The organism is Alloyangia pacifica (genome assembly GCF_900116195.1).
Taxonomy (GTDB): Bacteria; Pseudomonadota; Alphaproteobacteria; order Rhodobacterales; family Rhodobacteraceae; genus Salipiger; species Salipiger pacificus.
This window is the reverse complement of record NZ_FOZW01000017.1, coordinates 58604-81789: the sequence shown is the minus strand read 5'-3', so window position 1 is coordinate 81789 and position 23186 is coordinate 58604. Positions and strand designations below refer to the sequence as shown.

The 23186-nt window shown below is 67.7% G+C and carries 24 protein-coding genes; 13 read left to right on the top strand and 11 right to left on the bottom strand.

Translation table 11 applies throughout. The features are described from left to right. Positions 1 to 15 precede the first annotated feature (15 nt). The gene (locus tag BM397_RS25855; protein ID WP_092430029.1) at positions 16 to 219 is read right to left on the bottom strand and encodes a hypothetical protein; all 204 of its coding nucleotides are present in this window, start codon (positions 217 to 219) and stop codon (positions 16 to 18) included. A 197-nt stretch (positions 220 to 416) separates the two neighbouring features. On the opposite strand from BM397_RS25855, the gene pepN reads away from it, so the two are divergent. Together pepN and BM397_RS25845 are read left to right on the top strand one after the other, a co-directional pair. Continuing rightward, the gene (gene pepN / locus BM397_RS25850; RefSeq protein ID WP_092430031.1) at positions 417 to 2966 is read left to right on the top strand and encodes an aminopeptidase N; all 2550 of its coding nucleotides are present in this window, start codon (positions 417 to 419) and stop codon (positions 2964 to 2966) included. Beyond that, positions 2963 to 3703 (top strand): SDR family oxidoreductase, encoded by a 741-nt coding sequence (locus BM397_RS25845; RefSeq protein WP_092430033.1) that lies wholly within the window; start codon positions 2963 to 2965, stop codon positions 3701 to 3703. Before pepN ends, BM397_RS25845 begins: the two co-directional genes overlap by 4 nt. 96 nt (positions 3704 to 3799) lie before the next feature. Here the strand turns inward: BM397_RS25845 and BM397_RS25840 are convergent, their stop codons facing one another. After that, positions 3800 to 4501 (bottom strand): lytic transglycosylase domain-containing protein, encoded by a 702-nt coding sequence (locus BM397_RS25840; protein ID WP_245696221.1) that lies wholly within the window; start codon positions 4499 to 4501, stop codon positions 3800 to 3802. 157 nt (positions 4502 to 4658) lie between these two features. On the opposite strand from BM397_RS25840, the gene BM397_RS29125 reads away from it, so the two are divergent. From BM397_RS29125 to gatB, 3 genes are read left to right on the top strand one after another with little or no spacing between them, the layout of a single operon-like run. Next, positions 4659 to 4865 (top strand): hypothetical protein, encoded by a 207-nt coding sequence (locus BM397_RS29125; RefSeq protein ID WP_176806873.1) that lies wholly within the window; start codon positions 4659 to 4661, stop codon positions 4863 to 4865. A gap of 53 nt (positions 4866 to 4918) precedes the next feature. Further along, positions 4919 to 6295: a hypothetical protein gene (locus tag BM397_RS25835; protein ID WP_092430036.1), complete on the top strand. Its 1377-nt coding sequence runs from the start codon at positions 4919 to 4921 to the stop codon at positions 6293 to 6295. After that, positions 6283 to 7797 carry an Asp-tRNA(Asn)/Glu-tRNA(Gln) amidotransferase subunit GatB gene (gatB, locus tag BM397_RS25830; protein ID WP_092430038.1) on the top strand — a complete coding sequence of 505 codons (1515 nt, stop codon included), beginning with the start codon at positions 6283 to 6285 and terminating at the stop codon, positions 7795 to 7797. The genes BM397_RS25835 and gatB overlap by 13 nt, the downstream gene beginning before the upstream one ends. Positions 7798 to 8002: 205 nt before the next feature. Here the strand turns inward: gatB and BM397_RS25825 are convergent, their stop codons facing one another. Next, positions 8003 to 9616, bottom strand: coding sequence for an OpgD/OpgG family glucan biosynthesis protein (locus BM397_RS25825; RefSeq protein ID WP_092430040.1), 1614 nt, complete (start codon positions 9614 to 9616; stop codon positions 8003 to 8005). A 138-nt stretch (positions 9617 to 9754) separates the two neighbouring features. Further along, entirely contained in the window at positions 9755 to 10348 is a 594-nt protein-coding gene (locus BM397_RS25820; RefSeq protein WP_092430042.1) for a TetR/AcrR family transcriptional regulator, read from the bottom strand. A gap of 212 nt (positions 10349 to 10560) precedes the next feature. Between BM397_RS25820 and BM397_RS25815 the strand changes: the two genes are divergently transcribed. Continuing rightward, positions 10561 to 11130 (top strand): carboxymuconolactone decarboxylase family protein, encoded by a 570-nt coding sequence (locus BM397_RS25815; RefSeq protein WP_092430044.1) that lies wholly within the window; start codon positions 10561 to 10563, stop codon positions 11128 to 11130. A gap of 82 nt (positions 11131 to 11212) precedes the next feature. On the opposite strand, the gene BM397_RS25810 is transcribed toward BM397_RS25815, so the two are convergent. Both BM397_RS25810 and BM397_RS25805 read right to left on the bottom strand, forming a co-directional pair. Beyond that, positions 11213 to 11467 carry a DUF6525 family protein gene (locus BM397_RS25810; protein ID WP_256218783.1) on the bottom strand — a complete coding sequence of 85 codons (255 nt, stop codon included), beginning with the start codon at positions 11465 to 11467 and terminating at the stop codon, positions 11213 to 11215. Then, positions 11464 to 12690, bottom strand: coding sequence for a GTP-binding protein (locus tag BM397_RS25805; protein ID WP_092430048.1), 1227 nt, complete (start codon positions 12688 to 12690; stop codon positions 11464 to 11466). The genes BM397_RS25810 and BM397_RS25805 overlap by 4 nt, the downstream gene beginning before the upstream one ends. 135 nt (positions 12691 to 12825) lie before the next feature. On the opposite strand from BM397_RS25805, the gene BM397_RS25800 reads away from it, so the two are divergent. Both BM397_RS25800 and BM397_RS25795 read left to right on the top strand, forming a co-directional pair. After that, on the top strand, positions 12826 to 14001 hold the full coding sequence (locus tag BM397_RS25800) for a benzoate/H(+) symporter BenE family transporter (protein WP_245696222.1): 1176 nt from the start codon (positions 12826 to 12828) through the stop codon (positions 13999 to 14001). 307 nt (positions 14002 to 14308) lie between these two features. Continuing rightward, a complete protein-coding gene (locus BM397_RS25795; protein WP_092430052.1) occupies positions 14309 to 14704 on the top strand; it encodes a DUF4177 domain-containing protein in 396 nt (131 codons plus the stop codon). Between the two features lie 36 nt (positions 14705 to 14740). On the opposite strand, the gene BM397_RS25790 is transcribed toward BM397_RS25795, so the two are convergent. Then, positions 14741 to 14998: a BolA family protein gene (locus BM397_RS25790; RefSeq protein ID WP_092430054.1), complete on the bottom strand. Its 258-nt coding sequence runs from the start codon at positions 14996 to 14998 to the stop codon at positions 14741 to 14743. A gap of 72 nt (positions 14999 to 15070) precedes the next feature. Between BM397_RS25790 and BM397_RS25785 the strand changes: the two genes are divergently transcribed. Next, a complete protein-coding gene (locus tag BM397_RS25785) occupies positions 15071 to 15697 on the top strand; it encodes a DnaJ domain-containing protein (RefSeq protein ID WP_092430056.1) in 627 nt (208 codons plus the stop codon). A gap of 369 nt (positions 15698 to 16066) precedes the next feature. Here the strand turns inward: BM397_RS25785 and msrB are convergent, their stop codons facing one another. From msrB to BM397_RS25765, 4 genes are all read right to left on the bottom strand, one after another. Beyond that, positions 16067 to 16528, bottom strand: a complete 462-nt coding sequence (gene msrB, locus BM397_RS25780) for a peptide-methionine (R)-S-oxide reductase MsrB (RefSeq protein ID WP_092430058.1) — start codon at positions 16526 to 16528, stop codon at positions 16067 to 16069. Positions 16529 to 16718: 190 nt separating this feature from the next. Beyond that, positions 16719 to 17270, bottom strand: coding sequence for a fasciclin domain-containing protein (locus tag BM397_RS25775; RefSeq protein WP_092430060.1), 552 nt, complete (start codon positions 17268 to 17270; stop codon positions 16719 to 16721). A 126-nt stretch (positions 17271 to 17396) separates the two neighbouring features. Next, positions 17397 to 18089: an anti-sigma factor gene (locus BM397_RS25770; protein ID WP_092430062.1), complete on the bottom strand. Its 693-nt coding sequence runs from the start codon at positions 18087 to 18089 to the stop codon at positions 17397 to 17399. Then, entirely contained in the window at positions 18086 to 18589 is a 504-nt protein-coding gene (locus BM397_RS25765) for a sigma-70 family RNA polymerase sigma factor (protein WP_092430171.1), read from the bottom strand. Before BM397_RS25765 ends, BM397_RS25770 begins: the two co-directional genes overlap by 4 nt. A 268-nt stretch (positions 18590 to 18857) precedes the next feature. On the opposite strand from BM397_RS25765, the gene cobS reads away from it, so the two are divergent. The 4 genes from cobS to cobT all read left to right on the top strand — a co-directional run bounded on the left by cobS (position 18858) and on the right by cobT (position 23042). Next, positions 18858 to 19844, top strand: a complete 987-nt coding sequence (gene cobS, locus BM397_RS25760; RefSeq protein WP_092430064.1) for a cobaltochelatase subunit CobS — start codon at positions 18858 to 18860, stop codon at positions 19842 to 19844. 173 nt (positions 19845 to 20017) lie between these two features. After that, positions 20018 to 20713: an aspartate/glutamate racemase family protein gene (locus BM397_RS25755; RefSeq protein WP_425425982.1), complete on the top strand. Its 696-nt coding sequence runs from the start codon at positions 20018 to 20020 to the stop codon at positions 20711 to 20713. Beyond that, on the top strand, positions 20710 to 21051 hold the full coding sequence (locus tag BM397_RS25750; protein ID WP_143015430.1) for a hypothetical protein: 342 nt from the start codon (positions 20710 to 20712) through the stop codon (positions 21049 to 21051). Before BM397_RS25755 ends, BM397_RS25750 begins: the two co-directional genes overlap by 4 nt. Before the next feature lie 113 nt (positions 21052 to 21164). Further along, positions 21165 to 23042, top strand: coding sequence for a cobaltochelatase subunit CobT (cobT, locus tag BM397_RS25745; RefSeq protein ID WP_092430069.1), 1878 nt, complete (start codon positions 21165 to 21167; stop codon positions 23040 to 23042). The last annotated feature ends 144 nt before the right edge of the window (positions 23043 to 23186 follow it).

Here is a 23186-nt window from a genome sequence, read left to right as displayed (position 1 = left end):
GCCGGTTTGCCCTGATCAATCGCCTGCCGGGGCTGCTTCCTGCTGCGCTTCGCTTGCCGGGGCGGCGGCCTGTCCCGGCTCGGGCTCTTCGCCATTCGTGGCATAGGCCAGCCACCAGACCAGCAGCAGTGCCACGACGACCAGCGCGGCCCAGATCCCGATCAACGGTCCGCGGTGTTCCTTCTCCTGCGTCTTCGTATCGGTGTCGGGTGCGGACATGTCTGGTCTCCTTGCCGCGGAAGACTGCGCGAGCGTCGCACCGGGAGAGGTTCTCCCCGCGCGCCTCGACGCCCTCCCGCGCGTCACTGGCATTTCACCGGCGCAGCGGTTGCCGCGCGCCTCTCATGGGCATAACGTCCCGCTGACGCGCCGGTTCCGGCAGGCGCCAGCCCACAACTCCAGGCAAGGAGACGCCCATGAAGGACGCAAGCCCCCAGACCATCTACCTCAAGGATTACACCCCATTCGGCTGGACCGCCGAAGAGGTGCATCTGACCTTCGTGCTTGCGCCCTCGGCGACCCGCGTCCGTTCGCGCATCCGCTTCGCGCCGAACCCCGACGCACCGAAGCAGGCGTTCTTCCTGCACGGCGAACAGCTGAAGCCGATCTCCTTTGCCATCGACGGCACCCCTGTCACCCCCGAGATCACTGACACCGGCCTCACCTGCGCGGTGCCCGAGGGCGGCTTCACCTGGGAGGCCGAGGTCGAGATCGCGCCGGTGGAGAATTTCGCCCTCGAGGGGCTCTATATGTCGAACGGCATGTACTGCACCCAATGCGAGGCCGAGGGCTTCCGCAAGATCACCTTCTACCCCGACCGGCCCGACGTGATGTCGGTCTTCACCGTGCGCGTCGAGGGTGCGGAAAAGGTCAAGCTGTCGAACGGCAACCCGCAGGACAGCGGCGAGGGCTGGGCCGAGTGGCATGACCCGTGGCCGAAGCCTGCCTATCTCTTTGCGCTGGTCGCCGGCGATCTGGTCAACCATCCCGGCAGCTTCACCACCATGTCGGGCCGCGACGTGGAGTTGAACCTCTGGGTGCGCCCCGGCGATGAGGGCAAATGCGCCTTCGGCATGGAAGCACTGAAGAAGTCGATGAAGTGGGACGAGGAGGTCTACGGCCGGGAGTACGACCTCGACATCTTCAACATCGTCGCCGTCGATGATTTCAACATGGGTGCGATGGAGAACAAGGGGCTGAACATCTTCAACTCCTCCGCCGTGCTTGCCTCGCCCGAGACCGCCACCGATGCCAACTTCGAGCGCATCGAGGCGATCATCGCGCATGAGTATTTTCACAACTGGACCGGCAACCGCATCACCTGCCGCGACTGGTTCCAGCTGTGCCTGAAAGAGGGTCTCACGGTCTTCCGCGACGCGCAGTTCACCTCCGACATGCGCGGCGAGGAGGTGAAGCGCATCTCCGACGTGATCGACTTGCGCGGCCGCCAGTTCCCCGAGGACCAAGGGCCCCTCTCGCATCCGGTGCGCCCCGAGAGCTTCCAGGAGATCAACAACTTCTACACCGCCACCGTCTACGAGAAGGGCGCCGAGGTCATCGGCATGCTGAAGCGGCTGGTGGGCGACGAGGGCTATGCCAAGGCGCTCGACCTCTACTTCGAGCGGCACGACGGCGATGCGGCCACCATCGAGGACTGGCTCAAGGTCTTCGAGGAGGCCACAGGCCGCGACCTCACCCAGTTCAAGCGCTGGTACTCTCAGGCAGGGACGCCGCATGTGGCCGTGTCGGAGGCGTTCGCGGATGGCACCTACACGCTGACCCTCAAGCAGCACACGCCCCCCACCCCTGGCCAGCCCGAGAAGCTGCCGCAGGTGATCCCGGTGGCCGTGGGGCTGCTCTCGCCCAATGGCGACGAGGTCGTGCCGACCACCGTGCTGGAGCTGACCGAGGCGGAGCAGAGCTTCACCTTCGAGGGGCTTTCGGCCAAGCCCGTACCCTCGATCCTGCGTGGTTTCTCGGCCCCGGTGGTGCTGGAGCGTGAAAGCACCAAAGAAGAACGCGCCTTCCTGCTCGCCCATGACACCGACAGTTTCAACCGCTGGGAAGCCAACCGCGATCTGGCCCGCGAGTGCCTCGTGTCGATGATCACCGAGGGCGCCGAGCCCGATACCGCCTGGCTCGACGGGCTGGAAGCGGTGATCCGCGACAGCGCGCTCGATCCGGCCTACCGCGCGCTGATGCTGGGCACGCCGACGCAGTCCGAGCTGGCGCAGGTGCTGCACCAGCGCGGGGTGACGCCGGACCCCGATGCGATCTGGACCGCCACCGAGGTGCTCAAGAAGACCCGCGCCGAGCGCTGGTCGAACCTGCTGCCGCACCTCGCCGAAGAGGCCAAGGTCACCGAGCCCTACCAGCCAGACGCCGAACAATCCGGCAAGCGCGCGCTCGGCTCGGCGGTGCTGGCGCTGACCTCGCGCCTCGACGGCGGCGAAGCGGCCAAGGCGCAGTTCGCCAGCGCCGACAACATGACGCTGCAGCTCTCGGCGCTGGCCTGCCTCGTGCAGGCGGGCGCGGGTGAGGAGGCGCTCGCCAAGTTCCGCGCGCAATGGAACGGCGACCGGCTGGTGATGGACAAGTGGTTCGGCCTGCAGGTGGCGGCCTCCGGCCCGTCGGAAACCGCCGACCGCGCCAAGGCGCTGACCGAGGATCCGGACTTCGACATGAAGAACCCCAACCGCTTCCGCGCGGTGATGGGGGCGCTGGCGATGAACCACGCCGGCTTCCACCGGATCGACGGCGCGGGCTACAGGCTGCTGGCGGACTGGCTGATCAAGCTCGACGAGAAGAACCCGCAGACCACGGCGCGCATGTGTTCGGCCTTCCAGACCTGGAAGCGTTACGACGAGACCCGCCGCGGGCTGATGCAGGCCGAACTTGAGCGCATCGCCGCCAAGCCGGGCCTGTCGCGCGACGTGACCGAAATGGTCACCCGGTTGCTGTCATGAGCCGGCTGCTGCTGGTCACCGGCGGCAGCGCCGGCATCGGGGCGGCCTGCTGCCGCCTCGCCCCGGCGCGCGGCTGGGAGCGCGTCGTGGTGCACTATGGCCGCGACAGGGACAGTGCCGAGGCGGTGGCCGAGGACGTCCGGGCGCAGGGGGCCGAGGCGCATGTGATCGGCGCGGATGTCTCGGATCCCGCGCAGGTGTCGGAGCTCTTCGCCGAGCTGACGGCGCTGGCCCCGGGGCCCCTCGACCTGGTGAACAACGCCGGGATCGTCGCGCCCACCGCATCGCTCGCCGACCTGACGCCCGAGCGGGTGCGCCGGGTGTTCGAGGTCAATGTCTTCGGCGCCATCGAGGTCGCCCGGCAGGCGGTGGCCTACATGCGCGCCCATGCGGGTGGCGGCATCGTCAACGTCTCCTCGGTGGCCGCCCGGCTCGGCTCGGCGCGGCAGTACATGGACTACGCCGCCAGCAAGGGCGCCATCGACACCTTCACCCTGGGCCTCGCAGACGAGTTGGCCTCCGAGGGCATCCGGGTGAACGCCGTGCGCCCCGGTCTCATCGAGACCGGCATCCATGCCAAGGGCGGGGAGCCGGACCGGCTTGCCCGCATCGGTCACACCCCGCCACTGGGTCGCGCCGGCACCGCCGAGGAAGTGGCCGAGAGCATTCTGTGGCTGCTGTCGGACCGCGCGGGATACGTCACCCGCAGCATCCTCGACGTGGGCGGCGGACGCTGAAGCGCGCGGCCGGACAGCCCGAAACACCCTGAAAATGAGACGGGCGGAACCATCACTGGTCCCGCCCGTTAAATTTATGAAACGATCTTCAGCAGATCAGCCGTCGATCTCCAGCAGCTGGCCTTGGGTGGAGATGAAGGTATTGGCATAGCTCGCATCGAGCGGACGCGAGCGCGCCATCGGGCTGGTGCCGGCACCAGCCTCGTTGGAGGCCATGATACCGGGCAGCAGGCTCACCGGGCGCTCGACCGGGCGCAGCGAGCGGCCCATGCCGGTGCAATAGGCCTGCGAGCGGGTCCAGGCGATCATGTCCTCGCGCTTCTTGCGCGAATGGAACGGGCCCCAATCTGCCGCAACCCCGCGCATGTTGGCGCTGACAACACCGTCACGGGCAACGGTTCGCGCCATGATGCGCAGACCGCAGGACAGGTTGGCGCGCGGATCCTTGAGGCCGGCGACCGTGGTTGCCTGGCAGCCGTAGAGGCGCGCGGTGGAGGGCAGGATCTGCATCAGGCCGATCCACTTGCCGCCGCCGCCGACAGCGGTCGGCTTGAAGGTGCTCTCGTGCTTTACCAGCGCCGAGACGAGACCAAGCCAGAAGGCTTCACGCTGCTCGCGCGACCCGCTCTCATAGGCGGGGCACCAGGTGTCGATATCCGCCGGCACCACATCGGGCAGCGCGTTGGCATGGCCGCGCAGCGACGAAAGTACGGCGAGAGACCAAGTGCTGCGGCCGCCGGAGGTTCCCCAGCGGGCCTTTGGAATGATCACGCGCCGCGCCAGCGGGCGGGGCGACATGGACACTGCCTGAAGCGACTCCGGGGCGTCGGACAACGCGTGAGGCGAGACCCGGGGCATCGTTGGAGCCGCGACCGCGAGCGCAGCCTGCGTGACAGGTGCAGGGCCGGTATTCGCTTGGGCCATCGGCGCGATCATCAGCGCCGCGAGGGCAGGAATGAAACGGTTCAGCATGGCCGAGAACTTGCCCATCACGGACAATTCCGGCAAGCCTGACGCGTCGCTATGCGCGGCGGATCGCCTATCGATAAAAGAAATAACTGATTTTCTGAAGGTATTCGCTAAAGCGGAACTTCCAGAAGTTGAACAATTCGCCGCGCCCGCGCCTTTAACTTGCCTGCGCACGCGCCGCGATCCGCCGTGATCCAGCCCGAATCCTTCCGCAGCGTAACGTGCATGCCGCGTGATATGTCCCGATTGCTTCCCCGCCTCCCCGGCCTGAGCCGCCGCCGTCTTCCGGCGCCGCTTTCCGCCTCTGACGCCGGCCTGCCCGGAGCCTGCACGTCCGCTGGGATCGAGATCCCGATCCGCGAGGTGCCACCGGAACAGGCAGCCTGCGCACGGCTCGTCGATCTGGGCCGCAGCCTCGCCCGCCAGGACCGCTGGGCGGCACTCGGCGATGCCCTAGGCGAGGCCGACGGCAGCCGCCAGCTCACCCCGGCGGGCACCCCGGTGGCAAGGCTGATCTGCGACGGCGCCCTCGAGGATGTCACCGCCCGCGCCGCCGCGTCGGTGGCGCAGGGCGACCTCGAGGGCACGCTCGCAACGATGCGCGGCTTCATCGCGGCATTGGGCGCGACCACGGAAGATCCCTTCAAGGCGCTTCTGGCGGCCCGCGCGCATCTCGCGGCGGCGCGGCTCTGGCGCCGCGCCGGTCCCTGCGGTCTGACCGAGGTTCAGCGGGCCGCCGCCGCCCGGGACCACATGGACGCCGCGCATCTTCTGCTGCGTCCGCATCCGCCCTCCCAGCACGGCTCCGCCGCGCTGGCCGCGGCGCGCTGCGCGGTGATCGAGGTACTGCCGGATCCCGTGTCGCGCCTCGCGACGGAGTTCGAGGCATTGATCGCCGCCGAGCCCGCCTGCCCCGAGCACCTGCGCGCCTATGGCCGCGCCCTCTGCCCCGCCCGTTTCGGGACCTGGCCCGGGCTCGAACGCGCCGCCCGCCGACTGGCGATGCTGACGCGCGCGACATGGGGCGGCGGCGCCTACACCTGGATTTGGCTGGATGTACTGGCTTCCCAGCCCGAGGGGTTCGGCCACTTGGACGCCGAGCTTTTCACGGCGGGGCTGCACGACATTCTAGATGGCGGCCCCGGCCACCCTGTCGATCCGCAGAGGCACCAGCATCTCGCCAATTTCTTTGCCGCCTGGAGCGCGGCGCGACCCACCGTTGTGTCCAGGGCAGGTGCGGGTACGGGGGCCGGCTCAGGCGCCGACGAGGCGTGCGCGCAGGTGACGTCTTGCCTCGGATGGGTCGTCACCGATCATCTGCGCGAACTTCACCCGGCGCTCTGGGGCGGAGGCCAGCCAGACGCCCCGTCCCCCGCCGCCCCGACCTGCGTTCCCACAGGACCCGACCAGGACGCCGCGAAGAAGGCCGGCACGGCGACGGCACGCGCCGTGCTCGAGAAAGTCTTTGCCGATCAGCTGGCCCGCGGCCGCTCGGTGATCTTCACCGAGGACGGCATCGCATTGCGCCCCGCCGGCAGCGCTTCCTGCACCCTTGCCCCCTGTGCCGCTCTGGCGTATCCCCGTCGCAACCTGAGAGACGAGGACCCCCCATGCTTGACCTGAGCTTCGAGCCCCCCAAACCCAAGGTCATCGCCGGCGCCAAATACGATTGGGAGCTGGTGATCGGGATGGAAATCCACGCCCAGATTTCCACCGAGGCGAAGCTGTTCTCCGGCGCCTCGACCAAATTCGGCGCAGAGCCTAACTCCAACGTCGCCTTCGTGGATGCGGCGATGCCCGGCATGCTGCCGGTGATCAACGAGTACTGCATCGAGCAGGCCGTGCGCACCGGGCTCGGCCTGAAGGCAGAGATCAACCTGAAATCCGCCTTCGACCGCAAGAACTATTTCTACCCCGACCTGCCGCAGGGCTACCAGATTTCCCAGCTCTACCACCCGCTGGTGGGCGAAGGCGAAGTCATCGTCGACATGGAGCCGGGCATCGCCCGCAAGGTGCGCATCGAGCGTATCCACGTCGAGCAGGACGCCGGCAAGTCGATCCACGACATGGATCCCTCGATGTCCTTCGTCGACCTCAACCGCACCGGCGTGGCGCTGATGGAGATCGTCTCGCGCCCCGACATCCGCGGTCCCGAGGAAGCGGCGGCCTATGTGGTCAAGCTGCGCCAGATCCTGCGCTATCTCGGCACCTGCGACGGCAACATGCAGAACGGCAACCTGCGCGCTGACGTCAACGTCTCGGTCTGCCGTCCCGGCCAGTACGAGAAGTACCAGGAAACGCAGGACTTCTCGCACCTCGGCACGCGCTGCGAGATCAAGAACATGAACTCCATGCGCTTCATCCAGCAGGCCATCGACTACGAGGCGCGGCGCCAGATCGCCATCCTCGAGAACGGCGGCTCGGTGGACCAGGAGACCCGCCTCTACGATCCGGACAAGGGCGAAACCCGCTCGATGCGCTCCAAAGAAGAAGCGCACGACTACCGCTACTTCCCCGATCCCGACCTGCTGCCGCTCGAGATCGAGCAGGCCTGGGTGGACGATATCGCCGCCTCGCTGCCGGAGCTTCCGGACGAGAAGAAGGCGCGTTTCGTCAAGGACTTCGGCCTGTCGGAATACGATGCCGGCGTGCTGACCGCGGAAGTGGTCAACTCGGCCTATTTCGAGGACGTTCTTAAGGGCTGCGACGACGGCAAGCTGGCCGCCAACTGGGTGATCAACGAGCTCTTCGGTCGCCTCAAGAAGGAAGGCCATGACATCACCGAGAGCCCGGTCTCACCGGCGCAGCTCGCGGGGATCGTCTCGCTGATTAAGAAGGGCGATATCTCGGGCAAGATCGGCAAGGACGTCTTCGAGATCGTCTACACAGAGGGCGGCGACCCGGCGAAGATCGTCGAGGAGAAGGGCCTCAAGCAGGTCACCGACACCGGCGCCATCGAGGCGGCCGTCGACGAGGTGATCGCGGCCAACCCGGCGCAGGTCGAGAAGGCCAAGCAGAACCCCAAGCTCGCCGGCTGGTTCGTCGGCCAGGTGATGAAGAGCACCGGCGGCAAGGCCAACCCCAAGGCGGTGAACGACATCGTCGCGGCGAAGCTCGGCCTCTGAGGGCCTGGCTCCGTGGAATTGGAAAGGCCGCCCAACCGGGCGGCCTTTTTCGTCTGAGCTAGACAGAACCGCACTTCCGCCCGGACTCAAGGCGAAGCCGCTGGGCGAGCGCTTGGCCAGTGCTGCCCCATCGGTTCAAGCCCGATGGACGACGCCATCCCACGGGCAGGCCCGCGCTCGCCCGGCTACCGTCTCACTTCCTCTACTACCCCCGCGCCGCGAGCAGCGCGCGCAGCTGGCTGGGGAAGAGCTGCAGGATCAGCGTCTCGCTCATCGCCTCATCCTCATGCGAAACATAGACCCGCAGGTCGATCGGCTCGTCGTCCTCCGCCGCGATTGCCGAGAAGTCGAGGTCGAACAGCGCCCGCCAGTTCTCGGTGCTGACCACTGGATAGGCAACCTCACCCGAGATCTCGCCGCGCGACGCGCTGACCACCGGCAGAGCGCCGGAGCTGCGGTCCAGCTCCTCCATGCCCAGCCCGTCGAAATCGCAGACGATCTTCACCGTATCCGCCGGGCGCGGCTGGCCGGGAATGCCGCCCTTGCCCATGCGCACCGCGATAAAGCGCGCGGCCTGCGGCGGCACCGGGCAATCCTCCAGCCAGGTGAGCTGGTAGTTCATGCTGTAGGAGCTGCCTGCCGCCGCCGGCTCTGCCGGGGTCCAGAAGGCAACGATATTGTCGTGGATCTCGTCATCGGTGGGCAGCTCGACCAGCGTCACCGCGCCCTGCCCCCAGCCTTCCTGCGGCTTGATCCAGGCCGAGGCCCGGCGCTCGTAGAACACGCCGTCATCCTCGTATTCGCTGAAATTTCGCTCGCGCTGCATCAGGCCGAAGCCCGCCGGATCGGTGACCCCGAAGGCATTGGCCATGACCCGCGGCGGGTTGTTGAGCGGACGCCAGATACGTTCGCCGCCGCCGGTGTGGATTTCCAGCCCGTCGCTGTCATGAACCTCGGGGCGCCAGTCGGCGGCGACGTGCCGGTTGTGCTTGCCGAACCAGAACATCGAGGTGAGCGGCGCGATCCCCAGCCGTTCGACGTCACCGCGCAGGAAGATCTCGGCCGAAACGTCCTGTATCACGCCATTGTCGCGGCGCGAGGCGATGCGGTAGGCGCCGGTGGCGCGCGGGCTTTCAAGCAGCGCGTAGGTGGTCACCGCGCCACCCTCGCCCTGTTCCAGCCAGAAGCGGGTGAAGCGCGGGAATTCCTCGGGGCCGTCCGGGATCGCCGTGTCCATCGCCAGCCCGCGCACCGATAGGCCGAACTGCCCCGAATAGCCCGCCGTGCGCCAATAGGAAGCGCCGAGGAAGGCCATCCAGTCGAGCCGCTCCTCCGGGTCCTGAACCGCGAAGCCGGCAAAGCCCTCGGTGCGTTCCAGCCGGTTGGCCGGGCTGCCCTGCGGGATCTCGAAGAGGTCGCGCGAGAACGGAACCTCGCGGGCGGTGCCGTCTTCCAGCGCGTAGACGTGCACCGGTTCGGGGAAATAGCGTCCGGGGAAGAAGAAGCGCACCGGCTGCGCGTTCCCCTGCCCGGCCCAGAGCGCGCGATCCTCGCGGAAGCGGATCGCGCCGTGGGCGTCATAGTCGATCTGCTGCAGGATCTCGGCATCGGGCACCGCCATCGGGGTGAACTCTTCCTTGGCGAGGTTGGCCGCCAACTCGCGCAGCGTGTCGAAGGAGAAGGGCTTGGGCGGGCCGAGCGGAATGCCCGAAGCGATGGCCCCACTCTGTGCGCGGGCGAACTCGGGGAGCAGGCTGAAGGCGCCAGTGGCAAGCGCGGAGGCGAGGAAGGTACGGCGGTCAGGCAGGTCGGCGGACATGCGGGTCTCCGGAAAGCTTTCATTCCTGAGCAAATTTGGCACTTTTCCGCGCCGCAGCAATTGCATTTGCTCGGGATGCGCGAGGCTTTGCCGATTTTACGACGTAGCGTCAAGTAGGCGTCACTCAGGCCCTGCGGCTCACGCCAGTGCGCGGGCCTCGAGATCGCGCGCGATGTCCTCGGCCAACCGCGCCACCTTCTCGCGCGAGTCCGTGCGCTGCGCATAGGCCCGAAGCCCGAAAATCTCGGCTTGCAGCCGGCTCGCGAGGTGCTGCGGATCCGCAGCTGCGTCCAGCTCGCCGCGGTCCTGCGCCTCGCGGAAGACGCGGGCGAACATCGCCTCCATGCCGCGCATCAGCTCTTCGGTCTGGGCGCGCAGCGTGGGATCGTCGTCGGGTGTTTCCAGCAGCGTCTTGACCAGCATACAGGCACGCGAAGGCGCGTGCCCGTCGGCACAGCCCAGCCGGCGCACATGGTTGGCCAGCCCCGAGAGGCGACTCGGGCCCGCCTCGACCACCTCGCGGAACTGCGCGTGGGAGGTTTCGGCGTAGAGCTTCAGCGTCTCGGAGAACAGCGCCTCTTTCGAGCCGAAGGCGGCGTAGATCGAGCCCGGGCGCATGTCGAGTGTCTGCTCGAGGTCCTTGAGCGAGGTGGCGTGATAGCCCTTCGACCAGAAGAGATCGAGCGCCCTGCCCAGCACCTCCTGCCTGTCGTGTCGCGCCTGTCTGGCCATCGCCTTCGTCCGATCCTTCACTTTGCCGGCCCATCCCTAGACGCGGCGCGGTTTGCCTTTGCAGAGGCTTAGCCGAGAGCGGCGCTCCGGTCCACCGCGCGAAATGCCGCCCAGTTGAGCAATCACTCAAATATAACTTGAGCAATCGCTCAGGTAAAGCTACCCCTACTTCAGAACTTGAACGATCGCTCAAGAATCAGAGAGAGACCCAGATGCCCCAGTTCACCCTCCACACGCTCGAGACCGCCCCCGAGGCAAGCCGCCCGTTCCTCGAGCATTCGCAGAAGGCCTTCGGCCGCCTGCCCGGTCTGCATTCGGTGATGGCCGAGGCGCCCGCGCTGCTCGACGGCTACAAGCACCTGCACCGGCTGTTCGCCGAGGAGACCAGCTTCGACAAGGACGAGATCACCGTGGTCTGGCAGGCGATCAACGTTGAACACGCCTGCCACTACTGCGTGCCCGCCCATACCGGCATCGCCAAGATGATGCAGGTGGACGACGCGATCACCAACGCGCTGCGTGACGAGACCGCGCTGCCGAGCGCAAAGCTCGAAGCACTGCGCACCTTCACCCTGCAGGTTGTCCGCCAGCGCGGCGCGCTCGAAGACGCACAGGTGCAGACCTTCCTCGATGCGGGCTACACGCAGCGGCAGATCCTCGAGGTGATCCTCGCCGTGGCGCAAAAGGTCATGTCGAACTACACCAACCACCTTGCGGATACGCCGGTGGATCAGGTGATGCAGAAGTTTGCCTGGGAGAAGAAGGGCGCCGCGGCGGCCTGAGAAACTCCTGAGAAGATGATGCGCCGCCGAGATGGCCCCCGGCGGCGCACCCCGCCCGACTAGGATGCAACGCGAGCCCGGTTCAGAGGCGCGCCAGCTGCCCGGCCTCGATCGCGCTCAGCCGCGCTGCCGCTGCCTCGGCGCAGCCTGTCCGGCGCAAGGCCCCGCGCCAGGCGCGCAGCGCCGAGCGCGGTGACCAGGGCAGCGCCGCCTGCGCCAGCCAGGCGCGCAGCTCGGGCGGCAGCCGGTCGTAGGCAGACATTACATCTCCCTCACGCCGCCGGGTCGGAACTGCCCCGAGGTTCCGCCCGGGTGCGGGCCCTGCCCCCGCCCTCATGCCGCCTGAGCCTCGCGCCACAGCGGGAAGGGATCGGCCAGCCCCTCCCAGAGCGCGGGCAGGTAGCTCTGCTCGGGCACCAGCGCGGCATCCAGCGCCGCGCAGATCGCCGCCCTGTCGTAGCCCGCGCCGATGAACACAAGCTCCTGCCGCCGATCGCCGAAGGGCTCCTGCCAGTGCTGCGCGAGATACGACCGGAAGGCCTCGTGGCCGGGCATCCGCTCGGGCGGCACGCTGGCCCACCAGCGGCCCATCGGACGCACCGAGCTGAGCGCCCCGGCCAGCGAGAACTCGGCCAGCCATTCGGGCCGCGTGGCGATCCAGAAGTGGCCCTTGGCGCGGATCACCCCGGGCAGCGGGCCGTTCAGCACCGCGTGGATCTTCTCGGGAACGAAGGGACGGCGCGCGCGGTAGACGAAGGACGAGACGCCGTATTCTTCGGTTTCGGGCACGTGGTCGGCGAAACCGTAGAGCTCCTTGGCCCAGAGCGGATGTTCATGGGCGGTCTCGAAATCGAACAGACCGGTGCCCATGATACGGCCCGGCTCGACGCGGCCGAAATCGGCCTCGACGATCTGGGCATCAGGGTTGAGCGCCGTGATGATCAGCCGCGCCGCCTGCCGCGCGTCCTCGCCCGCGGTCGAGACCTTGTTGAGCACCACCACGTCGGCGAACTCGATCTGGTCGACCAGAAGATCGACCAGCGTGCGATTATCCGCCTCGCCAAGGCTCTCGCCCCGGTCGGCAAGGAAGTCGTGGCTGGCGTAGTCGCGCAGCAGGTTAGCGGCATCGACCACGGTCACCATCGTGTCGAGCCGCGCGATGTCCGACAGGCTCTCGCCTGCCTCGTCGCGGAAGTCGAAGGTGGCGGCGACGGGCAGAGGCTCGGAAATCCCCGTGCTCTCGATCAGCAGGTAGTCGAAGCGCCGCTCGGCGGCGAGACGGCGCACCTCGGTCAGCAGGTCGTCGCGCAGGGTGCAGCAGATGCAGCCGTTGGTCATCTCGACAAGCGTCTCCTCGGTCTGCGACAGCGCCGCCCCGCCCTCACGCACGAGATCGGCGTCGATGTTCACCTCGGACATGTCGTTGACGATCACCGCCACCCGGCGGCCTTCGCGGTTGTTGAGCACCTGGTTTAGCAATGTGGTCTTGCCCGCGCCGAGAAAGCCCGACAGCACGGTGACGGGAAGGCGCGGATCAGGGGTCTGTGCGGGGGTGCGCATGAGCGGCTCTCCAGATTCGGTATGTTATAACGTATCGCTTAGCTGATCACAGCCACCGAGTGCAAGCCCGCCCCCGGCTTGCCATTCCCCGACGCTCTGCCTAAGGGCGATTGAGACCCAACGTAAGGAGCCACCATGTCACGATCCATGCGCCGACCCGGGCCCGACCTGCAGAACGTGACGACCGGGGCCATGGTGGCGATCGTGGGGGTTTTCAGTTCCTTCCCCATCGTGCTGCAGGGGCTGACTGCGGTGGGCGCCAGCCCCGAGCAGGCCGGCGCCGGACTGGCCGCCGCCGCGATCTCCATGGCCATCGCAGGCATCGTGCTGGCCTGGTGGCGGCGCGAGCCGGTGTCCTGCGCCTGGTCGACCCCCGCCGTCGCGCTGCTCGCCGCATCGCAACCGCTGGCCGATGGTTTCGCCGGGGCAGTGGCGGCCTTCATCGTGGCGGGCGGACTGATCGCCCTCGCCGGGCTCTGGCCGGCGCTGGCGCGGCTGGTAACCTCGGTGCCGACGGCGCTGGCGCAGGCGATGCTGGCGGGCGTGCTGGCCTCGCTCTGCATGGCGCCCTTCCGCGGGCTGGCCGAGGCGCCCGAGGTGGCGCTGCCGATCCTGCTCAGCTGGTTCGTCGTCGGGCGCATCAAGCGCATCCTCGCCGTGCCCGCCGCGGTGCTGGCGGCTCTGGGGGTGACGCTCTGGGCGCATGACTTCTCGCTGCCGATCAGCGGCGGATGGATGAGCCACCCGGTCTGGGTCACGCCGGTCTTCTCGCCCGAGGCGGTGCTGTCGCTCGGCATCCCGCTCTTCATCGTCACCATGGCGACGCAGAACATTCCCGCCGTTGCGGTGCTGCGCAGCTTCGGCTACACGCCGCCGCCCGGCCCGCTGCTCGCCGGGGTTGGCGGGATCTCGCTCCTCACCGCGCCCTTCGGCAACCCGGCCACCTGCCTCGCGGCGATCACCGCCAGCATGTGCGCCAACGCCGACAGCCACCCCGACCCGTCGCGGCGCTACTGGTCGGCGGTGATGGCCGGGGTATTCTACAGCCTGTTCGGCTTCTTCGCCGTGGCCGTCACGGCGGTGGCCGCGCTGGCGCCGCCGATGACCCTGCAGGTGCTCGCGGGGGTGGCGCTGCTGCCGGTCTTCGCCGCCTCGGCCAGCGGCGCGCTGCAGGCCGAGGAGAGCCGCGAGGGCGCCGCGGTGACCTTCCTCGTCACCGCCTCGGGACTCACTCTCTGGGGGCTTGGCGCTGCGGTCTGGGGACTTGCGCTCGGGGGGCTCGTGCTGGCGGTGCGCAGCTGGAAAAGATGAGGTCCACCTCAAGCCTACCTCCATGACTGCACTAAACCCCAGCCCCCTGTCCTACGGCGCAAGGCAGGGGACCTCGCCTACACCGGAGTACTTTGAGGCGCCGGTCCCATCTCCGACATTGGTCGGGGGAACGGGGTCAAATCATTGATTTCGGTCTTTCGGCGCGATTTGACGACGCAGCGGGACGCCGAGCTTCAGCGCGCTCCCGGTCATTCTTTCCGGCCGCCCATAGCTTTACTTGGCGCCGCCCGCGGCTTACCCCTTGTTAACCACTTGGAGCAAGGCCAGCGCAGAGGGAAACGCCGAGATGAAAACCCACGAATACAAGGTGATCCCCGCGCCGACCAAGGGCGAGAAGGCGAAGGCGGCGAAGGGACCCGAGGGGCGTTTCGCGGTCTCCATGTCGCGGCTGCTCAACGAGATGGCGGAACAAGGCTGGGAATACATTCGCGCCGACACGCTGCCGAGCGAGGAGCGCAGCGGGCTGACCTCGAGCACGACGGTCTGGCGCACGCTGCTGGTGTTTCGCCGTCCTGTTCCGCAGGCGCCCGAGGTTGCCCCTTTCCGGCATGAGCCGGTAGTGACCCCGGTTGCACCGCCCGTGGACCCGGTGGCAGAGCGCGCACCGGGCACCGCCCCGGCGGCAGAAGACTTCACCGCCCCTGCGGCGCCGGCGCGGCAAGAGGCCGACAAACTGGACTGATCCGCCCTTCCACCGGGGCGCTCCGGTCCGATCCGTTCAGCCTTGCAGATCGAGGGAAAGCGCGTGGATCTTGCCCACGAGCTCGCTGCCGAGCGCCGCGTGCACGGCGCGGTGGCGCTGGATGCGGCTCATCTCGGCAAGCTCGGCCGCGCGCATGCGCACGTGAAAATGGCTCTCGCCGCCCTCCTGGTAGCCGGCGTGACCCGCATGCTTTTGACTTTCGTCGAGAACCTCCAGTTCGGAGGCATCGAAGGCTGCCCGCAGCCGGGTTTCGATCTCGTTCGCTCGCGACATTTTTGGCTCCTGCCTCTTCAAACTCGGTCAGGATTGTCTAAACTCCCTCGTCCGAGTCGAAAAGGTGAGACCATGAGCAGACCCGACCCCTTCGGTTTCGACATGTCGATTAAGTCGGCTAAGAAAAAGAATCCGCGTGGCCGGCGCGGCATGACCGGCGAACAGGAAACTTCCACCCGCGTGTGCGAGCACGAGGGCTGCGAGGAGCCGGGCAAGTTCCGGGCGCCCAAGGCGCCGGACGTGCTCGATGAATTCAAGTGGTTCTGCAAGGACCACGTGCGCGAGTACAACAACCAGTGGAATTTCTTCCACGGCAAGACCGAGGCCGAGATGAACGCTCAGGCCACGTCCGACAAGGTGTGGGAGCGCAAGACCAAGGACTACCGCGACCCCGAGCAGCGGGCTTGGGCCCGTCTGGGCATCGAGGACGCGCATCAGGTGCTGGGCGACAATGCCACCCGCAATCCCGGCCGCAAGGCCCCGGGTGGCGGACGCCGCCTGCCGCCGACCGAGAAGCGCGCGCTGGAGATCCTCGAGGTCGAGAGCGCCGAGACCAAGGCCGAGGTGCGCAAGGCGTACAAGAAGCTGATCAAGGTGCTGCACCCGGACATGAACGGCGGCGACCGCTCTCAGGAAGAGCAGCTGCAGGAAGTGGTCTGGGCCTGGGACCAGATCAAGGACAGCCGCAACTTCAAGTGACGAACGGGCCCCGCGGGGCCCGTTTTCGCGAGGACTGCCTCAGTTGCGGGCATACGGCAAAATTTTCCACAACCTATTGGTGTGAATTTCTCGACACAAGCCCCAGGGTTGTGGTAGCGTCTTAGTATGGCCAGCATTTTCTCGGCCCCACCAAGGTGACGCGAGCTCCCTGTCGTGTCCACTCACGGACCAAGTCGGCCTGCACACCGCTCCCCCTGGACGTGCAGGCCCCTTGGCTCGTCCCCGCAAACCCCCGCGCCCGACCTGTCCGGCCCACCCGGTCAGGTCGGGGACTTCTCGGTGCCGCGCACTCTGGTCTCGATAATAAGGCTCGCAGACCCTGGCCCCACAACCCCTGACCCCAAAACGTCAGGCGGCAGCGAAGCGCAGCGCGATGCCGTTGATGCAATGGCGCTTGCCCGTCGGCGGCGGCCCGTCATCGAAGATATGCCCCATGTGCGAGCCGCAGCGGCGGCAATGGCACTCGGTCCGGGTCATGAACAGCGAGCGGTCGGGTTTGGTGCCGATGGCGCCCGGCAGTGCCTCGTAGAAGGACGGCCAGCCGGTGCCACTGTCGAATTTCGCCGCCGAGCTGTAGAGCGGCAGATCGCAGCCCTTGCAGTGAAAGGTGCCAGCGCGCTTCTCGCGGTCGAGCGGCGAGCTGTAGGCGCGCTCGGTTCCGGCCTCGCGCAGGACCTTGTACTCGGCGGCGGTCAATCGCGCGCGCCAGTCCTCGGGGCTGCGGGTGATCTCGAACGGTGCCGCGGCGCGGGCCGGACCGCGCGCGGCAAGCAGCGCGGCGAGAACCGCAAGGAATCCTCTGCGTTTCATGCTCTCCTCCCTTTCTCCTCCTGTCCCAGAGATGCGCTCCCGGCCGGACCGAGGTCAAGCCGGGAGCTCACACGCCGCCGGGGGATCCGGCACGGAAACGGTCACTAGCTACCCTTCCCGGTCCGCGGCGGCGCTGCTCCTCCCGGCCGCTCCGCTTGCGCGGTGGGGCATGCGACCGGGAGGGATCGGGTTACATCGCCGGCAGCAGCACCCGGTCGATGACGTGGATCACGCCGTTCGACTGGCGCACGTCGGCGATCGTGACATTGGCGGTGCGCCCCTGTTCGTCGGTCAGGGTGATCTTGCCCCCTTCCATCTTCGCCTGAAGCGTGCAGCCGCCAACGGTCGGCACCGGGTGCATGCCGCCGTCATCGGCGATCATCCCGGCGATGGCGTCGGACATGGCATTGGTCGCAACCACGTGGCAGGTCAGGATCTGCGCCAGCTGCTCCTTGTGCTCGTCCATCATCAGCTGGCTGAGGCTTTCATCCGAGATCATATCGAAGGCGGCATCGGTCGGGGCGAAGACGGTGAAGGGGCCCGCGGAATTCAGCGTATCCACCAGCCCCGCCTGCTTGACCGCGGCGACGAGCGTCTCGTGATCGGCCGAATTCACCGCGTTTTCGACGATGGTCTTGTCGGGATACATGGCGGCGCCGCCGACCATCGGGTTTTCCGCGGCGAGCGCCGGCAGGGCCAGCGGCAGGCCGATCAGGGCGGCGATGAGCGTCTTGGTCGTCATAACGTGTCCTCCTCGTGAAACGACCCCTTTCTCCCGTCGGGGTCACACGAAGCCACGGAGGAACCGCACAAAGAGTTTCAGACCGGAGGGATAACGACCGCGTGAGCCCGCCGTGTGAGGCTAAGGTCAGCGTTCGGCGAGTTGCCCGAGCGCGATAACCGGGCCGGTGGGCAGGCCGGTGGGCGAGCCGCCGGGCGGCTCCTCGGACAGGGCGATGGTGGCACCGCCGAGCTGCGCCGCCACTGCCCGGTCGAGCGGGATCGAGGTCAGCCCCTCGGGTTGCACCACGCCAAGCGAGACCGGGGCCTGCTCGGCGTCCGACAGCAGCCAGATTTCCAGCGCGCGGTCCGGCGGATAGTCACCGGCATCGCGCCGCACCATGAAAGTTCCGCTGTCCGGAGCGTAATGCGCCAGCAGCTCCAGCCCCTGCTCGCCCGCCACGAGGTCGGCGTAGAGGTCGGGGCCAGTACCGCCAGTGTTCAGCAGACCGGAAACCATCGCCGCCCAGGCGATTGCAGCCGCGGTTACGGCGCCCAGCAGATAGGGCAGCAGTTGTCGCAAAAGCCCCGGACGCGCGGGTCCATGCAGACGCGTCTCGATCCCGCTCCAGACGGAGGCGGGCGGCACGCTCTCGGGGATCGGATCGGTGAGCGCCGCGAAACAGGCGCACCAGCTGGCCACCTCCTGTTCGAGACCGGGGTCGGCCGCAAGCTGTGCCTCGAAGTCGCGCCGCTCCGCTTCGGTCAGCAGGCCGAGCACGTATTCCGCCGCGGTGGCCTCAGCCCCCCCTGGCAGATCCGGCTGCGGCTCGGCGCTCATCGGCTCAGGCACTCCCTCAGGCTGATCAGGCTGCGACGCAGCCAGGTTCGCACGGTGTTGAGCTTCACCCCGGTGGCGGTGGCAAGCTCGGCATAGGTGGCGCCCTCGAGATACGCGCGGCGCACCATCTCGGCGCGGTCGGGCGGCAGCTCGTCCATGCACAGCGCCAGCGCCTGCGCGTCGTCGCGCGCCTCGGCCTGCTGCGCCGGCCCCGGTGCGGGATCGGCCAGACGGTCATCCAGCTCCAGCGGCTGGACGGCCCGGCCCACGTCGCTGCGGCGGCGGCGGTCGACGGCGGAATTGCGCGCCAGGGTGATCAACCAAGTCATCGGGGAATAGCCGTTGACCCTGTATTTGCCGGCATTGTTCCAGACCTTGACGTAGGTGTCCTGCAGCGCCTCTTCGGCCTGCGCCCTGTCCTGCAAGACACGCAGGCAGACGCCGAAAAGTTTCGCCGAGGTGCGCTCGTAGAGCCGGGCAAAGGCGGCGCGGTCCGCCATGGCGACGCGCGCGATGAGGTCCTCGATGTCGGGATGGGGTGAACTCGCCACGTACCGCGCCTGCCTGCTTGCCTTGTCAGCTGCAGCCTAGTGCCCGGAAGCGCCGGGGCGCAAACACATTCCGCAGCTGCACCGCAACCGCTCACGGCAACCGTAGCGGGCTTTGCACAGCCATCGTTCAAACCCCGCTCCGGCCCCCTTGCCCTTGCCTGCGATATGGGGCACGACGGTGCGCAAGACTTTCTAACGACCGGACAGGGGCACGACCATGGCGGATGGCACGATCGACATCAATGCGAAACCCACCGAGGAAATCTCGGTCCGCGAGGTGTTCGGCATCGACACGGACATGGTGGTGCACGGCTTCCCCGACCGCACCGATCGCGTTCCGGATCTCGACAGCACCTACAAGTTCGACCCCGACACCACGCTGGCCATCCTCGCGGGCTTCCGCAACAACCGCCGGGTGATGATCCAGGGCTACCACGGCACCGGCAAGTCGACCCACATCGAGCAGGTCGCCTCGCGGCTGAACTGGCCCTGTGTGCGCGTCAACCTCGACAGCCACATCTCCCGGATCGACCTGATCGGCAAGGATGCCATCAAGCTGGTGGACGGCAAGCAGGTCACCCAGTTCCAGGAAGGCATCCTGCCCTGGGCGCTGCGCAACCCCACCGCCATCGTCTTCGACGAGTATGACGCGGGTCGCGCCGACGTGATGTTCGTGATCCAGCGCGTGCTGGAAACCGACGGCAAGCTCACCCTCCTGGACCAGAACCAGGTGATCACGCCGCACAAGTACTTCCGCATTTTCGCCACCGCCAACACCGTCGGCCTTGGCGACACCACGGGCCTCTATCACGGCACCCAGCAGATCAACCAGGGCCAGATGGACCGCTGGAGTCTCGTCGCGACGCTGAACTACCTCAGCATCGACGCCGAGGTGAACATCGTGCTGAGCAAGGCGCCGCATTACAACAACGAGAAGGGCCGCAAGACCATCCGCCAGATGGTGACCGTGGCCGACTTCACCCGCCGCGCCTTCATGAACGGCGAGCTCTCGACCGTGATGTCGCCGCGGACGGTGATCGCCTGGGCCGCCAACGCCGAGATTTTCCGCAACGTCGGCTACGCCTTCCGCCTGTCGTTCCTCAACAAGTGCGACGAACTCGAGCGCCAGACCGTGGCCGAGTTCTACCAGCGCTGCTTCGACGAGGAACTGCCGGAAAGCGCCGCTTCGCTGTCGCTGGTCTGACCGCGCAGATTTGAGCCGCCGAAGGGGGCGCTGCCCCCGTCCGCTGGCGCGGACTCCCCCGGGATATTTTTGCCATGCGGAAGCAGGCACGTGAAACTTCAGGGGCGCGGTCCGATACGGGCCGCGCCCCTTGGGTTAGAGGGGTGGTGCAAGGGGTCTTGGGAGGACCGGAAATGGGTAAACCGCTGCATATCGGGCTGATCGGCGGCATCGGCGTCGCCGCAACCGTGGTCTATTACCAGCGGCTGACCGCCGCCGTGGCCGCGCTCGGCGCGCCGCTCGAGCTGACCATCGTGCAGGCCGACGTCCAGGAGCTGATCCGCAACAACCTGTCGGACAACCGTGCCGCGCAGGCCGAGGTCTACGCCCGGCTGATCGACCGGCTGGCGGCCGCGGGCTGCGACTGCGCCGCGATCACCTCGCTCGGCGGCCACTTCTGCTTCGAGGAGACCGTCGCGCGCTCAACCTTGCCGCTGGTCTCGGCCGTGGCGCCGCTCGATGACTATTTCGCCGCCGAGGGGCTGCGCCGCGTCGGCCTGCTTGGCACCCGCGTGGTGATGCGGACGCGGCTCTACGGCCAGCTGGCACGCACCGAGGCAGTGGCGCTCGATACCGAGACCGAGGCGCTCGGCCAGCGCTACCAGGACATGGCAGTGGCTGGCTGCTGCACGGACGAAGACCGCGCCGCCTTCTTCGACGCCGGGCATCGCATGGTGCGCGACATGGGTGCCGAGGCCATCGTGCTGGCCGGAACCGACCTCAATCTTGCCTTCGACGGCGCGCAGGATCCCGGCTATCGGATCATCGACGCGCTCGACGTGCATGTCGATCTACTTGCGCGGCTGGCAACCGGGAGTGCCTCGCTTTGAAACCTGTTCTCGCCCTGATGTTCCTCGCCGCCGGCCCCGCCCTTTCCGAAGAACACACCGCCGCCGATTGCGCCGCGCTCTGGCAGGGTGTCGCGCTGGAGGCTGCCGACAATCCCAGCCTGCCCGGCTCGCCAGAGACCGCGAGCCTGCTCGCCCGCGAGTTCAGCCTAACCGCAGCGGATGACGGGCTCACCGGCGCGCCGCTGCGCGCGGCGATCCTCGAGGCACTGCCCGACTACCGCCTGCTCTACCGCGGCGTCATTGCCGGGGACTTGCAGAGCCGCGAGCTTTTCGAGAGCCATGCCAAGGCCTGCAGCGGCCTGCTGGAAAAGAGCTGAGCGGCGGTGCGCCGCGCCGCCGGGCCGGCGCGGCACGGGGCGGATGACCAAGACTTGCATCGCGGCGCGCATCCCCTCTTGCCAATTCCCCGCCACGGCGCGAAACCTGTGCCATGGCACGCGACACCGACAACCCCGCCGATCCGTTCAAGAAGGCCCTGGCCGAGGCCACCAAGGTCATGGCCGACGACCCCGAACTTACGGTCAACTATTCCGTCGATCCGGCGGGCGTTTCAGGCGACATCATGCGCCTGCCACAGGTGTCGCGCAGGATGACCCGCGACGAGGTGCTGCTGGCCCGTGGCACCGCCGATGCGCTGGCGCTCTATCGCCGGTATCATGACGGCACCACCCATGCCCGCTACGCGCCGCAAGGCGACATGGCGCTCGAGCTCTACGAAGCGATGGAAACCGCCCGCTGCGAGGCCATGGGCGCGCGCGACATGCCCGGCACCGCCGGCAATATCGACGCCAAGATCGGCCATGAGGCAGCGCGCCGCGGCTACGGGCAGATCACCCAGGCCTCCGAGGCGCCGCTGCCGGTGGCCGCGGGCTACATGATCCGCCACCTCGCCACCGGTCGCGACCTGCCCAAGGACGCCGCGCATGTGATGGAACTCTGGCGCGGCTTCATCGAGGACCAGGCCGGCGGCACGCTGGAGGACCTGCAGGCCAAGCTTTCCGATCAAGCGGCCTTTGCCCGCTTCGCACGGCAGATCATCACCGACCTCGGCTACGGCGATCAGCTCGGCGAGGATCCGGACCAGCTCGACGACGAGGCGCAGGATCAGGCCGAGCCCGGAGCCGAGGAGGAAGAACAGCCCGATTCGACCGGCCAGGACGACCAGGACCAGGACGAGGCAGAGGCCTCGCCGGAACAATCGCAGGAACAGACCCAGGACCAGAGCCAGGCGCAGGTCTCGGCCGACGAGATGGCCGACCAGGAAATGGGCGAGGAGGCCGAGCTGCCCGAGGGCGACGCGCCGATGGAGCCGCCGCCCCCTGCCCCGGTTTCCGAGGCCGATCCCGGCTACAAGGTCTACGATTCGACCCACGACGAGGAAATCCTCGCCGAGGAGCTGGCCGAGCCGCAGGAACTCGAGCGCCTGCGCGCCTATCTCGACCAGCAGTTGGAGCCGCTGAAGGGCGCGGTCTCGCGCCTCGCCAACAAGCTGCAGCGCCGGCTGCAGGCACAGCAGAACCGCTCCTGGGAGTTCGACAAGGAAGAGGGCGTGCTCGATGCCGGCCGCCTCGCCCGCGTCGTCGCCAACCCCACGACGCCGCTGTCGTTCAAGGTCGAGAAGGACACAGAGTTCCGCGACACGGTGGTGACCCTGCTGATCGACAACTCCGGCTCGATGCGTGGCCGGCCGATCTCGATCGCGGCGATCTGCGCCGACGTGCTGGCGCGCACCCTCGAGCGCTGCTCGGTGAAGGTCGAGATCCTCGGCTTCACCACCCGCGCCTGGAAGGGCGGCCTCGCGCGCGAGAAATGGCTCGCCGAGGGCCGCGAGCAGCAGCCGGGCCGCCTGAACGACCTGCGTCACATCATCTACAAGAGCGCCGACTCGCCCTGGCGCCGGGTCCGCGACAACCTTGGCCTGATGATGAAGGAAGGCCTGCTGAAGGAGAACATCGACGGCGAGGCACTGGAATGGGCACACCGCCGCATGGCGCACCGCCCCGAGGCCCGCAAGATCCTCATGGTGATCTCCGACGGCGCGCCGGTGGACGATTCCACGCTTTCGGTGAACCCGGCCAACTACCTCGAGAAACACCTGCGCGACGTGATCGCCATGGTCGAGCGCAAGAAGCAGGTCGAACTGCTGGCGATCGGCATCGGCCATGATGTCACCCGCTACTACGAGCGCGCGGTGACCATCACCGACGTCGAGCAACTGGCCGGCGCGATGACCGAACAGCTCGCCGCGCTCTTCGATTCGGACCCGCGTGCGCGCGCCCGCGTCATGGGCATCCGCCGCGCCGGCTGAGAGCGCAGGACCGAGGGGCCAGCCCCTCGGGCTCCCCGGGATATTTGATCCATATGGAAGCAGGCGCGCGTCCGCTCTTCCATATGGGCCAAATATCCCGGGGTGAATTGGCCGCAAGGCCAAGAGGGGCAGCGCCCCTTCTCT

Excerpts from the sequence above, each read along its gene's own strand:
- BM397_RS25855 (WP_092430029.1), bottom strand. The coding sequence starts at position 219 with ATGTCCGCACCCGACACCGATACGAAGACGCAGGAGAAGGAACACCGC.
- BM397_RS25820 (WP_092430042.1), bottom strand. The coding sequence starts at position 10,348 with ATGGCCAGACAGGCGCGACACGACAGGCAGGAGGTGCTGGGCAGGGCG.
- BM397_RS25840 (WP_245696221.1), bottom strand. The coding sequence starts at position 4,501 with ATGTCGCCCCGCCCGCTGGCGCGGCGCGTGATCATTCCAAAGGCCCGC.
- BM397_RS25755 (WP_425425982.1), top strand. The coding sequence starts at position 20,018 with ATGGGTAAACCGCTGCATATCGGGCTGATCGGCGGCATCGGCGTCGCC.
- BM397_RS29125 (WP_176806873.1), top strand. The coding sequence starts at position 4,659 with ATGAAACGGTTCAGCATGGCCGAGAACTTGCCCATCACGGACAATTCC.
- BM397_RS25815 (WP_092430044.1), top strand. The coding sequence starts at position 10,561 with ATGCCCCAGTTCACCCTCCACACGCTCGAGACCGCCCCCGAGGCAAGC.
- BM397_RS25845 (WP_092430033.1), top strand. The coding sequence starts at position 2,963 with ATGAGCCGGCTGCTGCTGGTCACCGGCGGCAGCGCCGGCATCGGGGCG.
- gatB (WP_092430038.1), top strand. The coding sequence starts at position 6,283 with ATGCTTGACCTGAGCTTCGAGCCCCCCAAACCCAAGGTCATCGCCGGC.
- BM397_RS25770 (WP_092430062.1), bottom strand. The coding sequence starts at position 18,089 with ATGAGCGCCGAGCCGCAGCCGGATCTGCCAGGGGGGGCTGAGGCCACC.
- BM397_RS25800 (WP_245696222.1), top strand. The coding sequence starts at position 12,826 with ATGTCACGATCCATGCGCCGACCCGGGCCCGACCTGCAGAACGTGACG.
- BM397_RS25765 (WP_092430171.1), bottom strand. The coding sequence starts at position 18,589 with ATGGCGGACCGCGCCGCCTTTGCCCGGCTCTACGAGCGCACCTCGGCG.
- msrB (WP_092430058.1), bottom strand. The coding sequence starts at position 16,528 with ATGAAACGCAGAGGATTCCTTGCGGTTCTCGCCGCGCTGCTTGCCGCG.
- BM397_RS25805 (WP_092430048.1), bottom strand. The coding sequence starts at position 12,690 with ATGCGCACCCCCGCACAGACCCCTGATCCGCGCCTTCCCGTCACCGTG.
- BM397_RS25785 (WP_092430056.1), top strand. The coding sequence starts at position 15,071 with ATGAGCAGACCCGACCCCTTCGGTTTCGACATGTCGATTAAGTCGGCT.
- cobS (WP_092430064.1), top strand. The coding sequence starts at position 18,858 with ATGGCGGATGGCACGATCGACATCAATGCGAAACCCACCGAGGAAATC.
- BM397_RS25825 (WP_092430040.1), bottom strand. The coding sequence starts at position 9,616 with ATGTCCGCCGACCTGCCTGACCGCCGTACCTTCCTCGCCTCCGCGCTT.
- cobT (WP_092430069.1), top strand. The coding sequence starts at position 21,165 with ATGGCACGCGACACCGACAACCCCGCCGATCCGTTCAAGAAGGCCCTG.
- pepN (WP_092430031.1), top strand. The coding sequence starts at position 417 with ATGAAGGACGCAAGCCCCCAGACCATCTACCTCAAGGATTACACCCCA.
- BM397_RS25795 (WP_092430052.1), top strand. The coding sequence starts at position 14,309 with ATGAAAACCCACGAATACAAGGTGATCCCCGCGCCGACCAAGGGCGAG.
- BM397_RS25810 (WP_256218783.1), bottom strand. The coding sequence starts at position 11,467 with ATGAGGGCGGGGGCAGGGCCCGCACCCGGGCGGAACCTCGGGGCAGTT.
- BM397_RS25775 (WP_092430060.1), bottom strand. The coding sequence starts at position 17,270 with ATGACGACCAAGACGCTCATCGCCGCCCTGATCGGCCTGCCGCTGGCC.
- BM397_RS25790 (WP_092430054.1), bottom strand. The coding sequence starts at position 14,998 with ATGTCGCGAGCGAACGAGATCGAAACCCGGCTGCGGGCAGCCTTCGAT.